Origin of the sequence: Priestia aryabhattai (genome assembly GCF_023715685.1) — a bacterium.
Classification (GTDB): domain Bacteria; phylum Bacillota; class Bacilli; order Bacillales; family Bacillaceae_H; genus Priestia; species Priestia aryabhattai_B.
In genome coordinates, this window is sequence record NZ_JAMBOQ010000002.1 from 373461 (window position 1) to 389593 (window position 16133).

The window sequence follows — 16133 nt, forward strand, 5'->3', positions numbered from 1 at the left end:
TTAGTTTATACGCATTTATATTTAATTAGCATTAACTATTTAGGAGATGAAATAAATAAGCAAGCCTGGAGGAATAGATGTGACAAAAAGCAAGCAGTATCTTGGAGATATTCGTTCATCGCTTCAAGTGCTATTTGAAAAAATGCAGCCCAAAATGATGGAGAACCTAAATGAGCATGAGATGACTCCTACGCAATTATTTGTTCTTTCTTATTTAAAAAAAGTAGGGAGGAGCAAGGTTTCTCAAATTGCAGAACTGATGGATGTCAAACCGAGCGCCGTGACTCTTTTAGTAGATCGTCTTGAACAACACAATTTTGTCGTAAGAGAACACAACAAAGAGGACAGACGAGTCGTTGATATTACATTAACGGAGTTTGGGCATCGCAAGCTTGAAGATGTGCTGAATGGTCGAAAAGCCATTATGGACCGCTATCTTTTGCATCTAACAGAAGAAGAGCTTTCCATGATGGCTTCTATTACGAAAAAGCTTGCAACGTTAGCTGCTTCTTATACAGATAAGCAGCAGTAACAAAAAAGAGGAGAGACACACGATGGAAAATCAAAAAAATTCAAAGCGCACGCTCTTATTAATTGGGTTAATTATTGCGATGTTCTTTTCTGCACTTGATGGAACCATTGTCGGAACAGCTATGCCAAGAATCGTAGGAGACCTTGGTGGGCTAAGCATGATGACATGGCTGACAACAGCCTATTTGTTAACGTCGACAACGGTTGTTCCGATTGCAGGGAAGCTCGCTGATTTAGTAGGACGCAGAGTGATTTATGTTACAGGACTTATTATTTTTATGGTCGCTTCTGCTCTATGTGGAATGGCAAATAACATGACAGAGCTTATTTTATTCCGTGCATTACAAGGAATTGGCGGCGGCGTTATGATGCCGATGGCAATGATTGTAATCGGTGATTTATTTACGGGAAAAGCACGAGCTAAGTTTCAAGGAGTATTCGGAGGAATTTACGGTCTTGCTTCTGTCATTGGTCCACAAATTGGCGGATGGATTGTTGATTCACTGAACTGGAAATGGGTGTTTTACATCAACTTGCCGGTAGGGATACTCGCTACCGTTTTTATTGCACTGGGACTTCAAGGAAAGAAACACACGGGACCTGTGAAATTCGATGTAGCCGGTATGTTCACAATGGTTATCGGAGTAGTAAGTTTGCTTCTTGCCCTGAGCTTTGGAGGAAAAGACTACGACTGGAACTCTTGGCAAATTATTAGTCTATTTACACTTGCTGCAGTTGGGATCATAAGCTTTATTATTGTGGAAACGAAAGCTAAAGAGCCGATTCTTCCGATGTATTTATTTAAGAACCGAACGTTTACGCTCTTAAATATAATTGGCTTTTTTATGAGCATTGGCATGTTCGGAGCTATTACATTTGTTCCGTTCTTTATGCAAGGAATCGTAGGAGTAAGCGCCTCAGCATCAGGTACCATTATGACACCGATGATGATTTCAATGATTGTAACAAGTATTATTGGAGGACAGCTTGTCTATAAAGTCGGAATCAAGCCTCAAATCGTAGCGGGTATGCTCATTATGGCAGGAGGGTTCTTCATGTTAACGACATTAGACCTTCATACTAGCAAGCTGGTTGCTACTTCTTATATGGCCATAATCGGTTTAGGAATGGGTCTTGTGATGCCGATTTTAACACTCGCTCTTCAAGAAAGCTTTTCAAAAGAAGAGCTCGGTGTGGTTACATCATCAAGTCAATTTTTCCGTTCAATTGGAGGAACGTTCGGTATTACTATTTTAGGAGCGGTAATGAATGCAAAATCAGGTACGCTTCTTACTGACAAACTCGTTCCATATTTAAACACATTGCCTGCTCAAGCAAGCGCTTTTGCGGACGGGTTCAAAAAAGCCATTGATACGAATCCTGAAAGTGTGCTGCAGATGCTCTTTAGCCCTGAAGCGCTAAAGAGTATTCCAACTGCGCTTTCAGACAGCATTGTGCCAATTTTGAAGACCTCGCTAATGAGCGCATTGCACAGCGTCTTTTTTATGGGATTAGCTTTTATTATTTTAGGAGCGGTATGCACCTTGTTCTTAAGGCAGATCAAGCTTTCAAATAAAAAAGCCGAAGAAAAATCAGAAGAAGGCATTGCTGAAGTAGAGCCATCACATTAAAAAAAGCGCACAAATTTGTGCGCTTTTTTCTATATTAACTAGTTGTTTCATTAGGCTTGCGAAGAAAAGGGGATTGTTTAGACGTGTCATACGAAATTTGATCAAGCAAATAGGTTAAATACAAATTCAGTTCAAACCGATCTTCCGACACAAAATCTGTAAGCGCTTGCTTATTATCTTTCCACATGAGAATTCCTCCTTAATTTTACATACTAATGAATGGATTTAATATCAGAAAGCTGAAGGGAAACAACGGCTTCATTTTCGTCTTTTACGGATAGAATTTGCTGATGGAGATTTAAGTTGTGCACGCGGCCTTTGCACGTTTGCAACGTTCCATCTTTATAGTAAGAAACAGTTATCGTCCCACTTTTCGTTAATTCTCGTAAAAACATTCAAGAAGCCTCCTTAAAAAAGATTACCTGGTTTAAAAGCCAGTCCTTTCATGTGAGATGAGCAAAAGGGAATCGTATGTACTGCAAGCTTCCCTTTATATTCTTCAACGTTTATGAATAGATCGAATAAAAGGTTGCTAGCCCACCTATAAACTGTCCTAAATTTCAGAATATACTGTCTTTTCCTTATAGTGTTTTTTAAAAGGATTAATGTTACATTTATTATGTAACATTCTGATGAGAAAGAAAACCGTTTCTACAAAACTTCTCTAAAAATTACAAAATATTCATATTCATGTGAAGGATGTAGAATGAACAAATATGAAAGGAAACGTGTTTCATAAAAAACGTAAATAAAGCATCAATTATTAATCATCTTAATACTAGTTATCAATTATATGTATTTTACTAATTTATTCTTCTTCGATAAAATGCAGGTAGACGAATTTGATAAGAATTTTCTAATGATTTATATAATTAAATTTGATATAATCTATAGGAATAATAATGTATGAAGGGAAACATCATTGATTAATTAGACACAGGTGTTGAATGTTGTTGAAGATGATTCGTAAAAGCATACATAGTTAAATTATATATTTTTGTGAGGTGGACAGTGTTGCAACTTAAGGTAGTAAACAGCCCTTTTAATCAAGAACAAGCAGATTTGCTTAATCGCCTTCTGCCGACATTAACAGAAGCACAAAAAATGTGGTTGAGCGGTTATTTAACAGCATCTCAATCTACGTCTGCCGAAGGAACGCCAGCCGTTCCTACAGCAGTGCCTGCTCAAACGGAGCAGACGGTTTCAAAAGACGTAACGATTCTTTACGGATCACAAACAGGAAATGCTCAAGGACTTGCTGAAAATACAGGTAAAACGCTTGAAGCAAAAGGTTTTAATGTAACTGTATCTTCTATGAATGATTTCAAACCAAATAATTTAAAGAAACTTGAAAATTTATTAATTGTCGTAAGTACACATGGAGAAGGAGAGCCGCCGGATAACGCGCTATCTTTCCACGAATTTCTTCACGGACGTCGTGCGCAAAAACTTGAGAACTTCCGTTTTTCTGTCTTGTCGCTTGGAGACAGCTCATACGAATTTTTCTGTCAAACGGGAAAAGAATTTGATGTGCGCTTAGCAGAACTTGGCGGTGAAAGACTGTATCCGCGCGTTGACTGTGATTTAGATTTTGAAGAGCCAGCAAATAAATGGCTTAAAGGTGTTATTGACGGGTTAAGCGAAGCAAAAGGACACAGCGCTTCGGCAGCTGTTCCAGCGGAAGCACCTGCAGGAACTTCGCCATATTCAAGAACAAATCCTTTTAAAGCAGAAGTGCTTGAGAACTTAAACTTAAACGGTCGCGGATCAAATAAAGAAACACGACACCTAGAACTATCTCTAGAAGGTTCAGGTTTGACGTATGAACCAGGAGACAGTTTAGGTATTTATCCTGAAAATGACCCAGAGCTTGTTGATCTTCTTCTTAACGAATTCAAGTGGGATGCAAGTGAAAGTGTAACGGTTAATAAAGAAGGAGAAACGCGTCCTCTTAGAGAAGCGCTAATCTCTAATTTTGAAATTACCGTATTAACAAAACCGCTTTTAAAGCAAGCAGCTGAGCTTACTGGAAACGATAAATTAAAAGCGCTTGTGGAAAATCGCGAGGAATTAAAAGCATACACACAAGGCCGTGATGTGATTGACTTAGTTCGTGACTTCGGCCCATGGAACGTATCGGCCCAAGAGTTTGTAGCCATTTTACGCAAAATGCCAGCGCGCCTTTACTCGATTGCAAGCAGCTTATCAGCAAACCCTGATGAAGTTCATCTAACAATTGGAGCTGTACGCTATGAAGCGCACGGACGCGAGCGTAAAGGTGTTTGTTCAGTCTTATGTTCAGAACGTTTGCAGCCAGGCGATACGATTCCTGTATACCTTCAAAGTAATAAAAACTTTAAGCTTCCTCAAGACCAAGAAACGCCGATTATTATGGTGGGACCTGGTACAGGTGTAGCTCCGTTCCGCTCATTTATGCAAGAACGTGAAGAAACAGGGGCAAAAGGCAAGTCATGGATGTTCTTTGGAGATCAGCACTTCGTAACAGACTTCCTTTACCAAACAGAATGGCAAAAGTGGTTAAAAGATGGCGTGCTGACAAAAATGGACGTGGCGTTTTCACGCGATACAGAAGAAAAAGTATACGTACAAAACCGTATGCTCGAACATAGTAAAGAATTATTCCAGTGGTTGGAAGAAGGCGCATCTTTTTATGTGTGCGGAGATAAAACAAATATGGCACGCGACGTGCACAACACGCTAGTTGAAATTATCGAAACAGAAGGCAAGATGAGCCGTGAACAGGCGGAAGGATACCTTGCTGAAATGAAGAAACAAAAACGTTATCAGCGTGATGTATACTGAGGATTGAAAGGAGATTTTCAACATGGTAAACAAAACTTTAAAAGCGCCCGAAGGTCCTCCAAGTGACGTTGAGCGCATAAAAGATGAAAGTAATTATTTGCGCGGTACATTAGGAGAAACAATGCTAGACCGCATCAGCTCAGGTATTTCTGAAGACGATAATCGTTTGATGAAGTTCCACGGAAGCTACTTACAAGATGACCGAGATCTTCGTAATGAACGTCAAAAACAAAAGCTAGAGCCAGCTTACCAATTCATGCTTCGCGTCCGTACGCCAGGCGGTGTTTCAACACCAGAACAGTGGCTAGTGATGGATGATTTAGCACAAAAATACGGAAATGGAACGTTAAAGCTGACAACTCGCCAGGCATTCCAAATGCACGGAATTTTAAAGTGGAACATGAAGAAAACGATTCAAGAAATTCATGCTTCTTTATTAGACACAATTGCAGCTTGCGGAGATGTAAACCGTAACGTAATGTGCAATCCGAATCCGTATCAGTCAGAAGTACATGCTGAAGTATTCGAATGGTCAAAAAAATTAAGTGATTACTTATTGCCTCGTACAAGAGCGTACCATGAACTTTGGCTAGATGAAGAGAAAGTTATTAGCACACCGGAAGTGGAAGAAGAAGTGGAACCAATGTATGGTCCGCTATATTTGCCAAGAAAGTTCAAAATTGGCGTAGCTGTTCCACCGTCTAACGATATTGACGTGTATTCACAAGACCTTGGCCTTATTGCCATTTTAGAAGACGAGAAACTTGTTGGATTTAACGTAGCAATCGGCGGCGGTATGGGTATGACGCACGGAGATAAAGCAACTTATCCTCAGCTTGCAAAAGTGATTGGGTTCTGTCGACCTGACCAAATTCTAGAAGTAGCGGAAAAAGTTATTACGATTCAACGTGATTATGGAAACCGCTCTGTGCGTAAAAACGCGCGTTTTAAATACACTGTCGATCGTCTTGGATTAGAAACAGTAAAAGAAGAGCTTGAAAATCGTCTGGGCTGGAGCTTAGACGAAGCGAAATCTTATCACTTTGATCATAACGGAGACCGCTACGGCTGGGAAAAAGGTGTGAAAGGAAAATGGCACTTTACTCTTTTTGTTCAAGGTGGACGTATTGCTGACTTTGAAGACTATAAGCTTATGACGGGTCTTCGTGAAATTGCAAAGGTTCATAGCGGTGATTTCCGTTTAACGGCCAATCAAAATTTAATTATCGCGAACGTATCAACTGAAAAGAAAAAGAAAATCAGTGACCTGATCGAACAATATGGATTAACTGACGGCAAGCATTATTCGGCTCTTCGCCGCAGCTCATTAGCTTGCGTATCGCTTCCAACTTGTGGGCTTGCTATGGCAGAAGCTGAGCGTTATCTCCCAGTTCTTCTTGAGAAAATTGAAGCAATTGTAGATGAAAACGGCCTTCGCGATAAAGAAATCACGATTCGTATGACGGGCTGTCCTAACGGCTGTGCACGTCCTGCTTTAGGTGAAATTGCTTTTATTGGTAAAGCACCGGGCAAATATAATATGTATCTTGGAGCAGCATTTGATGGCAGCCGCTTAAGCAAAATGTACCGTGAAAATATCAGTGAAGAAGAAATTTTAAATGAACTGCGTGTCTTACTTCCTCGCTATGCAAAAGAGAGAGAAGAAGGCGAGCACTTTGGTGACTTTGTCATCCGCGCTGGTGTAATCGAAGCTGTAACAGATGGCACGAATTTCCACGCATAATAAGTACGAAGGGATCTTTCTAAACTTACAGAAAGGTCCCTTTTTCTATTTTAATATTCTCTAACAAATACAGCTGCTCCAAATACCCCTAATCTTTCAGCGGTAATTTGTTCAAAGCCGTGATCAAGTAAACAATGTGCTGCACTTCGGTAGCGCTGGCCTTGAGCTAACAAGCGTCCGCAAGGATTTGCGCTGCCAATTACTGTTGCTTCTACGACAGTACGAGGAGCTTGTCTATCCAAAGGATTTCGCTCCCAAAGAATTGTCACCACATCCGGAGGACGGGGGATAGATACATTGCCTGTGTGTTCATGCATAGTCACCACCTCCTTACACTATAGTAAATGCAAAAAATCAGCGACTGCTTGTACACGCGCTGATTTTTATTAAAAAAGGCGTTCAACTACGCCTAAATTGACCAATTTCATGGAAATGAGGTGTTTAATAGAAACGGCTGCTAGAATAAAAGAATGCTATAATGTAAAAGGAACTAATTTTTACCAAGGAGGGAGAAACATGCAGCAAAAACGAGTAGCGGTTATTACAGGGGGAGCAAGCGGAATTGGCAAAGAAACTGCCTTAAAGTTTGCGCACAAAGGAGACGCGGTGGTCATTGCTGATTATGATGAAGGGAAAGGAAAAGAGACTCTTCAAAAGATTGAAGAAGCTGGAGGCAGCGCTTTGTTTGTGCAAACGGACGTCACAAAGTTTGAAGAAGTGGAAGCACTGATTGAGGAAACTGTGAACCGCTTCGGGCGAATTGATGTTATGTTTAACAATGCAGGTATTGGACGCCCTACATCTATTTTAGATCAAGACTTAGAAGAATATCACCGTATTATTAATGTGAATCAGCACGGCGTTACATATGGGATTATGGCAGCAGGCAGGAAAATGAGAGAGTTAGGTATTAAAGGCGTCATTATCAATACGGCATCTATTTTTAGCTTCTTAGCCTCACCCGGTACCTACGCCTATCACGCAACCAAAGGAGCTGTTGTGATGATGACGAAATCAGCTGCGCTAGATCTGGCTAAATACGGTATTCGCGTCGTCGCCGTTGCGCCAGGATTTGTTGATACGCCAATTATTCAAGGCTATAAAGACAACGGTATGATTGAAGGAATGAAAGCTAAAACGATGAGCAGAGAGCTCACTACACCAAAACAAATTGCAGATATAGTCTATTTGCTTTCCTTAGAAGAAGCAGGAGCAGTAAATGGTAGCGTCATCATGGCTGATGATGGGTATGCAGCATTTAAATAAAACAAAAAAAAGGATTCTTTTTTGCTATGTAGTAGGCAGGGAGCTATAAACAAACGTATCGTGAGCTTTTCCGTTTTGGTACATATAGTTTTTTAACAATCCTTCTTTTTGAAATCCAAGCTTTTCAAGCACGTGCTGTGATGCTTTGTTTTCAAGAAACACAACAGCTCCGATTCGGATTAACTGAAGGGTCTGAAATCCATAAGCCATAACAGCAGAAGCAGCTTCTGAAGCATAACCGTGTCCCCAGTGCTGAGGGTGTAGCTCATAACCAATTTCGGCGCGCTTATGCTTTTGGTTCCACTGATTAAATCCGACTGTCCCTATTAATTCACCCGTATCGAGCCGTTCAATTCCCCAGCGTATGCCTTTTTGATTTCTGTAATTCTCAGCAAAAATATCAATCAGCTGCAAATCTTCTTGGATAGTTGTCAATTTTTCTTGTCCGTAATATCTGATAACTTCTTCTTGAGAGAAAAAGTCAAAAATATGATCTGTATCAGCTTCTGTTATTTCACGCAGTGTAGTGCGAGGTGTAAGAAGAATAGGAAACATACTTTTCTCCTTTCTATTTTATTTTATATAGAAAGATTTCGGCAGCTCAGAGGAAATCCCTTTTATTTTATTTTTTTGTTATAAATAAGTAGAAGTATGAGCTAAACGACTGAGAAGAAGAGAGGAAGAGCTTCTAAATAACGTAAACAATTGTTACATAATAGTATCAAAAACAGTATACTAAAAAAACAAATAGGGCTAGCTGCTGTACGTGCAGCTAGCTTTCCTGTATGAAAGAACCTATTTTTTGGTTAACTGATCGCGATCTTCAATTTGAGGAGGTTCTTCAAGCCAGCCGTTTTTGATCATGATTTTCCCCCCTTCTTTCGCCAAACTGTAAATGTCTTTTGCAAGCTGGAGCATCTTTAATGGCAAATCACTTCTTAAGCTGAAGGCTCCTCCTAAAGCATTGCTTCCCAGACCGAACGTACTCAAAAGACTCGTATTGTACATCATCAGCTTGTCTGAAAAAGGAGGAACGGTTGAATTCGTCGCTTTTCCGGCATGAGTAGCCGGGGGTTCTATGTAGCTATCGCGTAAAATATCACCTAGTTCTGTTTCAATTTTTTTCGAAAGCTTCATACCGCTGACAAAATGCTGCTGTGCCTCTTTGTTGTTGGCCACTTGAGCAAAACCAATCATCAGCTGCATTCCTACAAGATTTGTATCAACAGCATGCTGAATAAGTGACACTTCAATGGTATTAAGCGATCTTTTTTCGCTAAACCAGCTCAATCCGCCTATATAATTTTGCGCATGGACAAAATGGACTTCTTTAGGCATAGAAACGTATGGGGGTTTTGCGATGACGCCCGTTTCTAACAATATTTGTGTGGATTGATTGTATATGTCCTGTGCTTCTGCTGTTGCCTCTACGAAGAAATTTCGGACATCTTCTCGGTAAGACATGGTCGAATGCAAAGCAAACAGTCCCGTTTCAATTTGAGACATTAAGCGTATATACATGACTTCGAACATGTGGTCATATAGTTTAGGAACTCCTACATTCACGTCGTCTTTCGTAAAACCAATTGGGATAACAGCGCCTTCGTTCTCAAATATTTCTTTAATCCGCTCTACGCTTTTTAAAGACCGGCTATAATACAGCTCAAAAAGTTCTTTGTAATCTTGTTTATCCTCGAGGAAATATTCTAAAAATCTTATAATCATCGTTTTTTCTTGATAAGTCATCCATAAGTTTGCAAGTTCTGAGGACGTGAGAGGTGGCAGCTTCACATTACTCATTATACGTAAATCCTCCTAAAAAAAGTGATAATTTACCATGTTTACCTTCACTAGTATGCGTTTTATTTGTAGAGATATACTTATATCTGCTATCTAAAAAAAGTTTTGCTGACTATTTTCTATTATAGTAAGATAGTTAAAAACTGCGTAAAATACTGTATTGACAGAGTATTTGTATGATAACTGATATGAATAAAACTAAGTTTTTCTATTACTTTAAATAATTTGACAATTGATGTTATTCTTACTATTATGGAAACATAAGTTTTACATATATTGCTAGAGTTCGGCAACAAATTCTAGCAGCACCATAAGTAAGGAGCTTACGATGAAGCACATTGTCCAAGCAACAGATCACCCTAGAACGAAAGACACATTAAAAAAAGATTTGCGCAGGTTAGGCATAGCACAAGGAATGACCGTTATAGTTCACTCTTCGCTATCTTCATTAGGCTGGGTAAACGGAGGATCAGTAGCCGTTGTGCAAGCTTTAATGGAGACAGTGACGGAAGAAGGAACCATCATTATGCCGTCGCAGTCGGTCGATCTTTCGGATCCATCGGAGTGGGGCAATCCGGCTGTGCCAAAAGAGTGGTGGGAAAACATTCGGGAAACGATGCCTGCATATGATCCAGCGCACACACCGACAAGCGGTATGGGACAAATTGTGGAAACTTTTCGAACATATCCTGGTGTAATAAGAAGCAGCCATCCAATGTATTCATTCGCCGCTTGGGGAAAGGACAGCGAAGACATCTTAAGAGATCATCCCCTCGAATTTAGTTTAGGCGAAAATTCTCCTCTTGAAAGGCTTTACAAAAAACATGCCTTTGTTTTATTATTAGGTGTCGGGTTTGGGAATAATACTTCTTTTCATCTAGCAGAATATCGTATTCCATATCGAAACGTTATTCAAAAAGGATCTCCAGTTATGGATTCAGGAAAGCGAGTATGGAAGACGTATAAAGAACTAGAGTTTCGAGAAGAGCTGTTTGAAGAGATAGGTGAGGCATTTATTCAAGCAAAAGGGATAAAAGCTGAAAAAATCGGTTCAGCACGTGCATTCTTCTTCTCAATGCCTAAAGCCGTAGATTTTGCTGAAACTCATTTGAAAGCGCTATAGTGAGCGGTTGTATGTTTTTTAAGTTGTCTGTATATCAGACAACTTAAAGTGAGACAAACGAGGGCCACCGCCACCTCTAGAATCTATATTAAAAAAGCGTAGAAGTCGTTCAAGCAAGATAGTTTACTTTTTATATTCCTTGTTTCATAATGGCACTTGTCAGTGAATTTATTCAGTCAGGTTGTCTTACAATTATGAGGATAAAAAGCAAGTGTTAAATAAATTCATTAAAAAATTTAAATGTATAGAAAAAAGGAGAGAATACAATTATGTCACTACGTGATCAAGCACTACATATGCATCAAGAAAAACAAGGTAAGTTAGAAGTTAAATCAAAAGTTGAAGTTCAAAACGCTCAAGATTTAAGCTTAGCTTACTCTCCGGGAGTAGCAGAACCTTGTAAAGAAATTCATGAACATCCAGAAACGGTGTATGATTACACAATGAAAGGAAACATGGTCGGCGTTGTGACAAATGGTACGGCTGTTCTTGGTCTTGGAAACATCGGACCTGCGGCTTCACTTCCTGTTATGGAAGGAAAAGCAATTTTATTTAAAAGCTTTGCAGGCGTAGATGCATTCCCAATTACACTTGATACAACAGATACAGATAAAATTGTTGAAACTGTAAAATTAATGGCTCACACATTCGGAGGCATTAACTTAGAAGATATCGCAGCTCCACAGTGCTTTGAAATTGAAGAGCGCTTGAAAAAAGAAGTAGATATTCCTGTGTTCCATGATGATCAGCACGGTACAGCCATCGTAACAGTAGCAGGACTTGTAAATGCACTGAAAATTGTCAATAAATCAATGAAAGACTTAAAAATCGTCTTAAACGGAGCAGGAGCTGCCGGCATTGCCATTACAAAGCTTCTTTATTCTTACGGCGTACGTGACATGATTATGTGTGATACAAGAGGTGCTATTTATGAAGGCCGCTCTCAAGGTATGAACAAAGTGAAAGCTGAAGTTGCTTCTTATACAAACGTAAACAAAGAAAGCGGTACGCTAAGCGATGTAATTAAAGGCGCAGATGTCTTTATCGGTGTATCTGCAGCGGATGCATTATCTCAAGAGATGGTTAAATCAATGAATGAAGATGCAATTATCTTTGCGATGGCAAATCCTAATCCAGAAATCAAGCCGGCCGCTGCAAAAGAAGCAGGAGCTGCTGTTATTGGAACAGGTCGTTCAGACTTCCCTAACCAAGTAAATAACGTTCTTGCATTCCCTGGAATTTTCCGCGGTGCGTTAGATGTTCGCGCTACTCATATCAACGAAGAAATGAAAAAAGCTGCTGTTGAAGCAATTGCAGCGCTTATTACAGAAGAAGAGCTAAACGCAGATTACGTTATCCCTGGACCATTTGATCCTCGCGTAGCGCCAGCTGTAGCAGAGTCTGTAGCAAAAGCGGCAATGGATTCAGGCGTTGCCCGCATTACAATTGATCCAGCACGTGTAAAAACACATACAGAACAACTAACAAAAATCGAGAACTAATAACGGATAAAAAAGCTGAAGAAGTGATTGGAATTTATAAAAATCGTTCAAAATCAGTCGACGAGGCTCCAGGATTTGTAGACTTTCTACTTCTTCAAAACGATAAGCAAGCAGGGGAGCTCACCGTTCAGCTTACATTTGATACGAAAGAGAATTATTTAAGCTGGGTACGAAGCGAAGATTTCAAGCGTATTCATGATTTAGAGAAAAAGTACCCTGATCAAGAACTAGCAGCCGTCATCTCAAAAGTTTCTCAGTACAAAGTGGTGGCACGATGAGTTCACTTCCCGTTAATAAGATCGTCGAAAGAGTAACGGAGAAAATCTACGAGTTGGAACCTTCTTTGCTCGAAAAATTTGGAGAGCGTGGCAAAGAAAGATGTCATGAAGATAATCACTACCATATGAAGTATCTTGAGACAACATATAAGCTAGACAATCTTCAAATTTTTACGGACTATGCCTTATGGTTAAACAATTTACTCACAAGCCGAGGCATGAAAACACAGCATATTATTGATAATTTTAATTTTATACAAGAAGCGCTGTTTGAACTAGATAATTATGGTGATAAACAAGTACAGGCGTATGTTACTTATTTAGAAGAAGCGAATCATATACTGAAGCAACAGCAGCTTTAAAAACCCCTCTCTATAGATATATGTTATAGAGAGGGATTTTTTTGTTTTATATATGTATAAAGGTGGAAATGAAAAAGAAAAAGGAGAATACATATGCAAAAACAGCTAACAAAAGGAGTCCTGTCCTTAATCACTATGTGTATGATTGGAAGTGCGGCAGCTTGTTCAGGTGAACCAGCTAACAAGACAAAATCTGATCATAATAAAGCAGAAGAAAAGCCACTTGAAGACCGTCAAGAATTGACAAAGCTACAGCAGTATTCGAACGACCCGGACATTAAAAAAGGGAAAGAAGAAGATTTTGACTTAATCGGTACATTAAAAAAAGACGCTGAAAAAGAAATGACGCTGAATATCGATGATCAACTCGTTAAAGTACCAAAAAGCTCCGGAATGGAAGTGGAAGGCTCACACCTAAAAGATATGATTAATAAAGAAGTAGAAGCTGAAATTGACACAGCTAAACAAGAAGCAACTAGTATTGAATTAACTCCAAAAGCAAAAGCAGACAAAAATGGCGTGTATGAACAAGATGGAAATGAACGTAAAGTTGTGGGTACTTTTATAGACGAAAGCAGCAAACATATAACGGTAAAAATTCCAAACGGCAAAAAAACGTATCAAAAAAGCGCAGACTTTGAAAAAGAAGAAAAAGGCAGTTTAAAAGAAAAGACGGTATACCTTGAAATCAACTCAGCTAACGAAGTAGAAAGTATAGAAAAAGAAGACCGTGAATAAATAAAGCTATAGCTTTTCTTTCCCCACTTGCTCTCTTGACTTTTCGAACTGTGTCACTTAACGTTACAGTAGAGAAAGAAAAAAGGTGGTTTATGGAAGATGAACAGTGAATTTACCATTGCCGTGCACAGCTTAGTGTTCCTAGCGAATTTACCAGATCACCGAGCAAGCAGTGAATCGATTGCTTATAACATCTGTACCAATCCTGCACGGGTCCGGAAAATAATGAGTACCCTCAGAAAAAACAACTTGGTTCGGACAAAGGAAGGACTAGGCGGCGGTTACACTTTAGGCTGCAACCCTGCTGAAATAAGTCTTGGGTTGATTTACCGAGTTATATCGACAGGAACGCTGAAGCCTCACTGGTGCAGCGGCGACCCTGACGCTGACTGTATTGTGAAATCAAATATTCAAACAGTGATGGACGACATTTTTACAGAGAGTGAGCAAAGCGTAATCAGGTATTTAGATCAAATTACGATCGAAGATGTGCTGAAAAAAGTTAGAACTGCTCACTAAAAAGCACCTTGCATGAGCAAGGTGCTTTTGTTATGACTCTTTGGAAGCGGCTGTTTCAGCCGCTGCTGCTTTTAAGCCGTCATTTACTTTTCTTCCATTCTCTAAATACTCCGTTTTGAAGCCGCTTTTTAAAGCCCATGTGTAGAAGAGAAGAGAAACAACAACAATAATTCCCATATCCCATCCATATTTAATGACATTAAGGCCGCCAAACTTTTCACTTCCAAGCCATGAAATAGTCATCATACAAAGTAAGTATACGACCATCCATACGCCGCCTTTGAAGTTCTGTCGAAAGCCTTTCCATTTAGCCTTTGCTTGATAATAAAAATAAATAGGAAGGCCGATTAAAATAATAAACAAAACTTGTCCAGTTAGCGGCCAGCGCGCCCAATATAGCGTTAAAGAAGCAAAAATAAAACCGAGCGGCGCAATAATGCTTAATCCTTTTAAACGAAGGGGACGATATAAATCGCTGCCAGTTCGTCTTAGCGTCATAACCGTAACAGGACCTGTAATGTAAGAGATAAGCGTAGCGACTGAAATAATTTCAGCAAGCACGCCCCAGCCCCGAAATAAAAACAAAAAGACAAGAGAAACAGCTAAGTTAAAAAACATGGCTTGACGCGGAACACCATAAATCGGATGAAGGCGTCCTAGGACACTTGGCAAATATTTATTTTGTTCCATACCATAAATCATTCGAGCAGTAGTAGCTGTATACGTAATACCTGTTCCAGATGGTGAAACAAACGCATCTGCATACAGGACAATTACAAGCCAGTTAATGTTAAGTGCAATGGCTAAATCTGCAAATGGAGAGTTAAAGTTTAAATGACTCCATCCCTTCGCAATATCAGAAGGATTTACTGCACCGATAAAAGCAATTTGAAGAAGCAAATAAATGACTGTAGCCACTAAAATTGAGCCTACAACCGCAATCGGAATAGCTCTTCCAGGATTCTTTGCTTCTCCGGCCATATTAATTGGGCTTTGAAAACCGTTAAAAGCGAATACAATCCCAGACGTAGCAACAGCTGTTAGCACACTAGCCCAACCGTTTGGTGCGATGCTGCTTCCAGAAGTGAAATTCTCGCCGTGAAAGCCTACAAATAAAAGTGCTCCAATTGTAAGTCCTGGTATAACAATTTTAAAAATAGTAATTAACGAGTTGGCCTTGGAAAACAATCCAACTGTCCAATAATTCAGTAAAAAGTAAATAATCAATAGCACGGTAGCGATAGCTAATCCTTCGCCAGTTAACGTTCCTTTTTTTACGAGGTGGCTTGTCCACTTTGCCCATTCCCAAGGCCACGAGCTCATATACTGTACAGAAGCTACTGCTTCGACCGGGATAACGGATACAATCGCAATCCAGTTTGCCCAAGCAGCGATAAAACCAATAAACGAACCGTGTGAGTACTGCGTATACTTGACCATCCCGCCAGCTTCGGGAAACATGGATCCTAATTCACTGTAAGAAAGTGCAATAAATAAAATAACGACCATTCCAATGACCCATGATAAAATAGCAGCTGGCCCTGCAATTTGAGCTGCTCGCCACGCTCCAAATAACCAGCCGGAACCAATAATAGATCCAAGTCCCGTCATGGTTAACGCGAATGTTCCCATTCTTCGATGTAAATTGTTCATCTGACTAACACCTTTCATGTAAAATAAGTCTTTCAATTAAACATTGTTACTTTATTATTATTATTCTGAAATCTTTGGTTGTCAACTTATGTCGTTACATGCAGTTCTTAATGCATATTGATTTCCAGTCATGCAGGACAGCTATCCTCAACCTTTCTGCCAC

17 protein-coding genes are annotated in these 16133 nt (G+C 39.7%); 11 read left to right on the forward strand and 6 right to left on the reverse strand.

The window, feature by feature from the left end:
• Nucleotides 1–79: 79 nt before the first annotated feature.
• Nucleotides 80–532 carry a MarR family winged helix-turn-helix transcriptional regulator gene (locus tag M3225_RS08720; protein ID WP_251392636.1) on the forward strand — a complete coding sequence of 151 codons (453 nt, stop codon included), beginning with the start codon at nucleotides 80–82 and terminating at the stop codon, nucleotides 530–532.
• Between the two features lie 22 nt (nucleotides 533–554).
• A complete protein-coding gene (locus M3225_RS08725) occupies nucleotides 555–2162 on the forward strand; it encodes an MDR family MFS transporter (protein ID WP_251392638.1) in 1608 nt (535 codons plus the stop codon).
• A gap of 34 nt (nucleotides 2163–2196) precedes the next feature.
• Here M3225_RS08725 and M3225_RS08730 read toward each other — a convergent pair whose 3' ends face one another.
• The gene (locus M3225_RS08730; protein ID WP_013057796.1) at nucleotides 2197–2349 is read right to left on the reverse strand and encodes a hypothetical protein; all 153 of its coding nucleotides are present in this window, start codon (nucleotides 2347–2349) and stop codon (nucleotides 2197–2199) included.
• A 25-nt stretch (nucleotides 2350–2374) separates the two neighbouring features.
• The gene (locus M3225_RS08735; protein WP_013057795.1) at nucleotides 2375–2557 is read right to left on the reverse strand and encodes a YolD-like family protein; all 183 of its coding nucleotides are present in this window, start codon (nucleotides 2555–2557) and stop codon (nucleotides 2375–2377) included.
• A 619-nt stretch (nucleotides 2558–3176) separates the two neighbouring features.
• Here M3225_RS08735 and M3225_RS08740 point away from each other — a divergent pair.
• Both M3225_RS08740 and cysI read left to right on the forward strand, forming a co-directional pair.
• Complete coding sequence (locus M3225_RS08740; RefSeq protein WP_251392642.1) at nucleotides 3177–4985, forward strand: assimilatory sulfite reductase (NADPH) flavoprotein subunit; 1809 nt, start codon at nucleotides 3177–3179, stop codon at nucleotides 4983–4985.
• A 22-nt stretch (nucleotides 4986–5007) separates the two neighbouring features.
• The gene (gene cysI / locus M3225_RS08745) at nucleotides 5008–6729 is read left to right on the forward strand and encodes an assimilatory sulfite reductase (NADPH) hemoprotein subunit (RefSeq protein WP_251392644.1); all 1722 of its coding nucleotides are present in this window, start codon (nucleotides 5008–5010) and stop codon (nucleotides 6727–6729) included.
• A 50-nt stretch (nucleotides 6730–6779) separates the two neighbouring features.
• Here the strand turns inward: cysI and M3225_RS08750 are convergent, their stop codons facing one another.
• Nucleotides 6780–7046 carry a hypothetical protein gene (locus M3225_RS08750; RefSeq protein WP_251392646.1) on the reverse strand — a complete coding sequence of 89 codons (267 nt, stop codon included), beginning with the start codon at nucleotides 7044–7046 and terminating at the stop codon, nucleotides 6780–6782.
• 199 nt (nucleotides 7047–7245) lie between these two features.
• On the opposite strand from M3225_RS08750, the gene M3225_RS08755 reads away from it, so the two are divergent.
• Nucleotides 7246–7995 (forward strand): SDR family NAD(P)-dependent oxidoreductase, encoded by a 750-nt coding sequence (locus tag M3225_RS08755; RefSeq protein WP_251392648.1) that lies wholly within the window; start codon nucleotides 7246–7248, stop codon nucleotides 7993–7995.
• Nucleotides 7996–8019: 24 nt separating this feature from the next.
• Here M3225_RS08755 and M3225_RS08760 read toward each other — a convergent pair whose 3' ends face one another.
• Together M3225_RS08760 and M3225_RS08765 are read right to left on the reverse strand one after the other, a co-directional pair.
• Nucleotides 8020–8550: a GNAT family N-acetyltransferase gene (locus M3225_RS08760; protein ID WP_251392650.1), complete on the reverse strand. Its 531-nt coding sequence runs from the start codon at nucleotides 8548–8550 to the stop codon at nucleotides 8020–8022.
• A gap of 240 nt (nucleotides 8551–8790) precedes the next feature.
• Nucleotides 8791–9795 (reverse strand): DUF3231 family protein, encoded by a 1005-nt coding sequence (locus M3225_RS08765; RefSeq protein ID WP_251392653.1) that lies wholly within the window; start codon nucleotides 9793–9795, stop codon nucleotides 8791–8793.
• Between the two features lie 328 nt (nucleotides 9796–10123).
• Here M3225_RS08765 and M3225_RS08770 point away from each other — a divergent pair, with 328 nt between their 5' ends.
• The 6 genes from M3225_RS08770 to M3225_RS08795 all read left to right on the forward strand — a co-directional run bounded on the left by M3225_RS08770 (nucleotide 10124) and on the right by M3225_RS08795 (nucleotide 14317).
• The gene (locus M3225_RS08770; protein ID WP_251392655.1) at nucleotides 10124–10918 is read left to right on the forward strand and encodes an aminoglycoside N(3)-acetyltransferase; all 795 of its coding nucleotides are present in this window, start codon (nucleotides 10124–10126) and stop codon (nucleotides 10916–10918) included.
• Between the two features lie 269 nt (nucleotides 10919–11187).
• Nucleotides 11188–12420, forward strand: coding sequence for an NAD(P)-dependent malic enzyme (locus tag M3225_RS08775; RefSeq protein ID WP_251392658.1), 1233 nt, complete (start codon nucleotides 11188–11190; stop codon nucleotides 12418–12420).
• Nucleotides 12420–12698, forward strand: a complete 279-nt coding sequence (locus M3225_RS08780; protein WP_308215736.1) for an antibiotic biosynthesis monooxygenase family protein — start codon at nucleotides 12420–12422, stop codon at nucleotides 12696–12698. Before M3225_RS08775 ends, M3225_RS08780 begins: the two co-directional genes overlap by 1 nt.
• Nucleotides 12695–13060 (forward strand): hypothetical protein, encoded by a 366-nt coding sequence (locus tag M3225_RS08785; protein ID WP_025751140.1) that lies wholly within the window; start codon nucleotides 12695–12697, stop codon nucleotides 13058–13060. The genes M3225_RS08780 and M3225_RS08785 overlap by 4 nt, the downstream gene beginning before the upstream one ends.
• Nucleotides 13061–13153: 93 nt before the next feature.
• Nucleotides 13154–13798, forward strand: a complete 645-nt coding sequence (locus M3225_RS08790; RefSeq protein ID WP_251392662.1) for a hypothetical protein — start codon at nucleotides 13154–13156, stop codon at nucleotides 13796–13798.
• 99 nt (nucleotides 13799–13897) lie between these two features.
• Nucleotides 13898–14317 carry an Rrf2 family transcriptional regulator gene (locus tag M3225_RS08795; protein WP_251392664.1) on the forward strand — a complete coding sequence of 140 codons (420 nt, stop codon included), beginning with the start codon at nucleotides 13898–13900 and terminating at the stop codon, nucleotides 14315–14317.
• 30 nt (nucleotides 14318–14347) lie between these two features.
• Here the strand turns inward: M3225_RS08795 and M3225_RS08800 are convergent, their stop codons facing one another.
• Nucleotides 14348–15970 carry an APC family permease gene (locus M3225_RS08800; protein WP_251392666.1) on the reverse strand — a complete coding sequence of 541 codons (1623 nt, stop codon included), beginning with the start codon at nucleotides 15968–15970 and terminating at the stop codon, nucleotides 14348–14350.
• Between the last annotated feature and the right edge of the window lie 163 nt (nucleotides 15971–16133).

Bases quoted from the DNA above. Each gene is read 5' to 3' on its own strand.
- M3225_RS08725 (WP_251392638.1), top strand. From the start codon at position 555: ATGGAAAATCAAAAAAATTCAAAGCGCACGCTCTTATTAATTGGGTTA.
- M3225_RS08730 (WP_013057796.1), bottom strand. From the start codon at position 2,349: ATGTGGAAAGATAATAAGCAAGCGCTTACAGATTTTGTGTCGGAAGAT.
- M3225_RS08735 (WP_013057795.1), bottom strand. From the start codon at position 2,557: ATGTTTTTACGAGAATTAACGAAAAGTGGGACGATAACTGTTTCTTAC.
- cysI (WP_251392644.1), top strand. From the start codon at position 5,008: ATGGTAAACAAAACTTTAAAAGCGCCCGAAGGTCCTCCAAGTGACGTT.
- M3225_RS08750 (WP_251392646.1), bottom strand. From the start codon at position 7,046: ATGCATGAACACACAGGCAATGTATCTATCCCCCGTCCTCCGGATGTG.
- M3225_RS08755 (WP_251392648.1), top strand. From the start codon at position 7,246: ATGCAGCAAAAACGAGTAGCGGTTATTACAGGGGGAGCAAGCGGAATT.
- M3225_RS08760 (WP_251392650.1), bottom strand. From the start codon at position 8,550: ATGTTTCCTATTCTTCTTACACCTCGCACTACACTGCGTGAAATAACA.
- M3225_RS08765 (WP_251392653.1), bottom strand. From the start codon at position 9,795: ATGAGTAATGTGAAGCTGCCACCTCTCACGTCCTCAGAACTTGCAAAC.
- M3225_RS08770 (WP_251392655.1), top strand. From the start codon at position 10,124: ATGAAGCACATTGTCCAAGCAACAGATCACCCTAGAACGAAAGACACA.
- M3225_RS08775 (WP_251392658.1), top strand. From the start codon at position 11,188: ATGTCACTACGTGATCAAGCACTACATATGCATCAAGAAAAACAAGGT.
- M3225_RS08785 (WP_025751140.1), top strand. From the start codon at position 12,695: ATGAGTTCACTTCCCGTTAATAAGATCGTCGAAAGAGTAACGGAGAAA.
- M3225_RS08790 (WP_251392662.1), top strand. From the start codon at position 13,154: ATGCAAAAACAGCTAACAAAAGGAGTCCTGTCCTTAATCACTATGTGT.
- M3225_RS08795 (WP_251392664.1), top strand. From the start codon at position 13,898: ATGAACAGTGAATTTACCATTGCCGTGCACAGCTTAGTGTTCCTAGCG.
- M3225_RS08800 (WP_251392666.1), bottom strand. From the start codon at position 15,970: ATGAACAATTTACATCGAAGAATGGGAACATTCGCGTTAACCATGACG.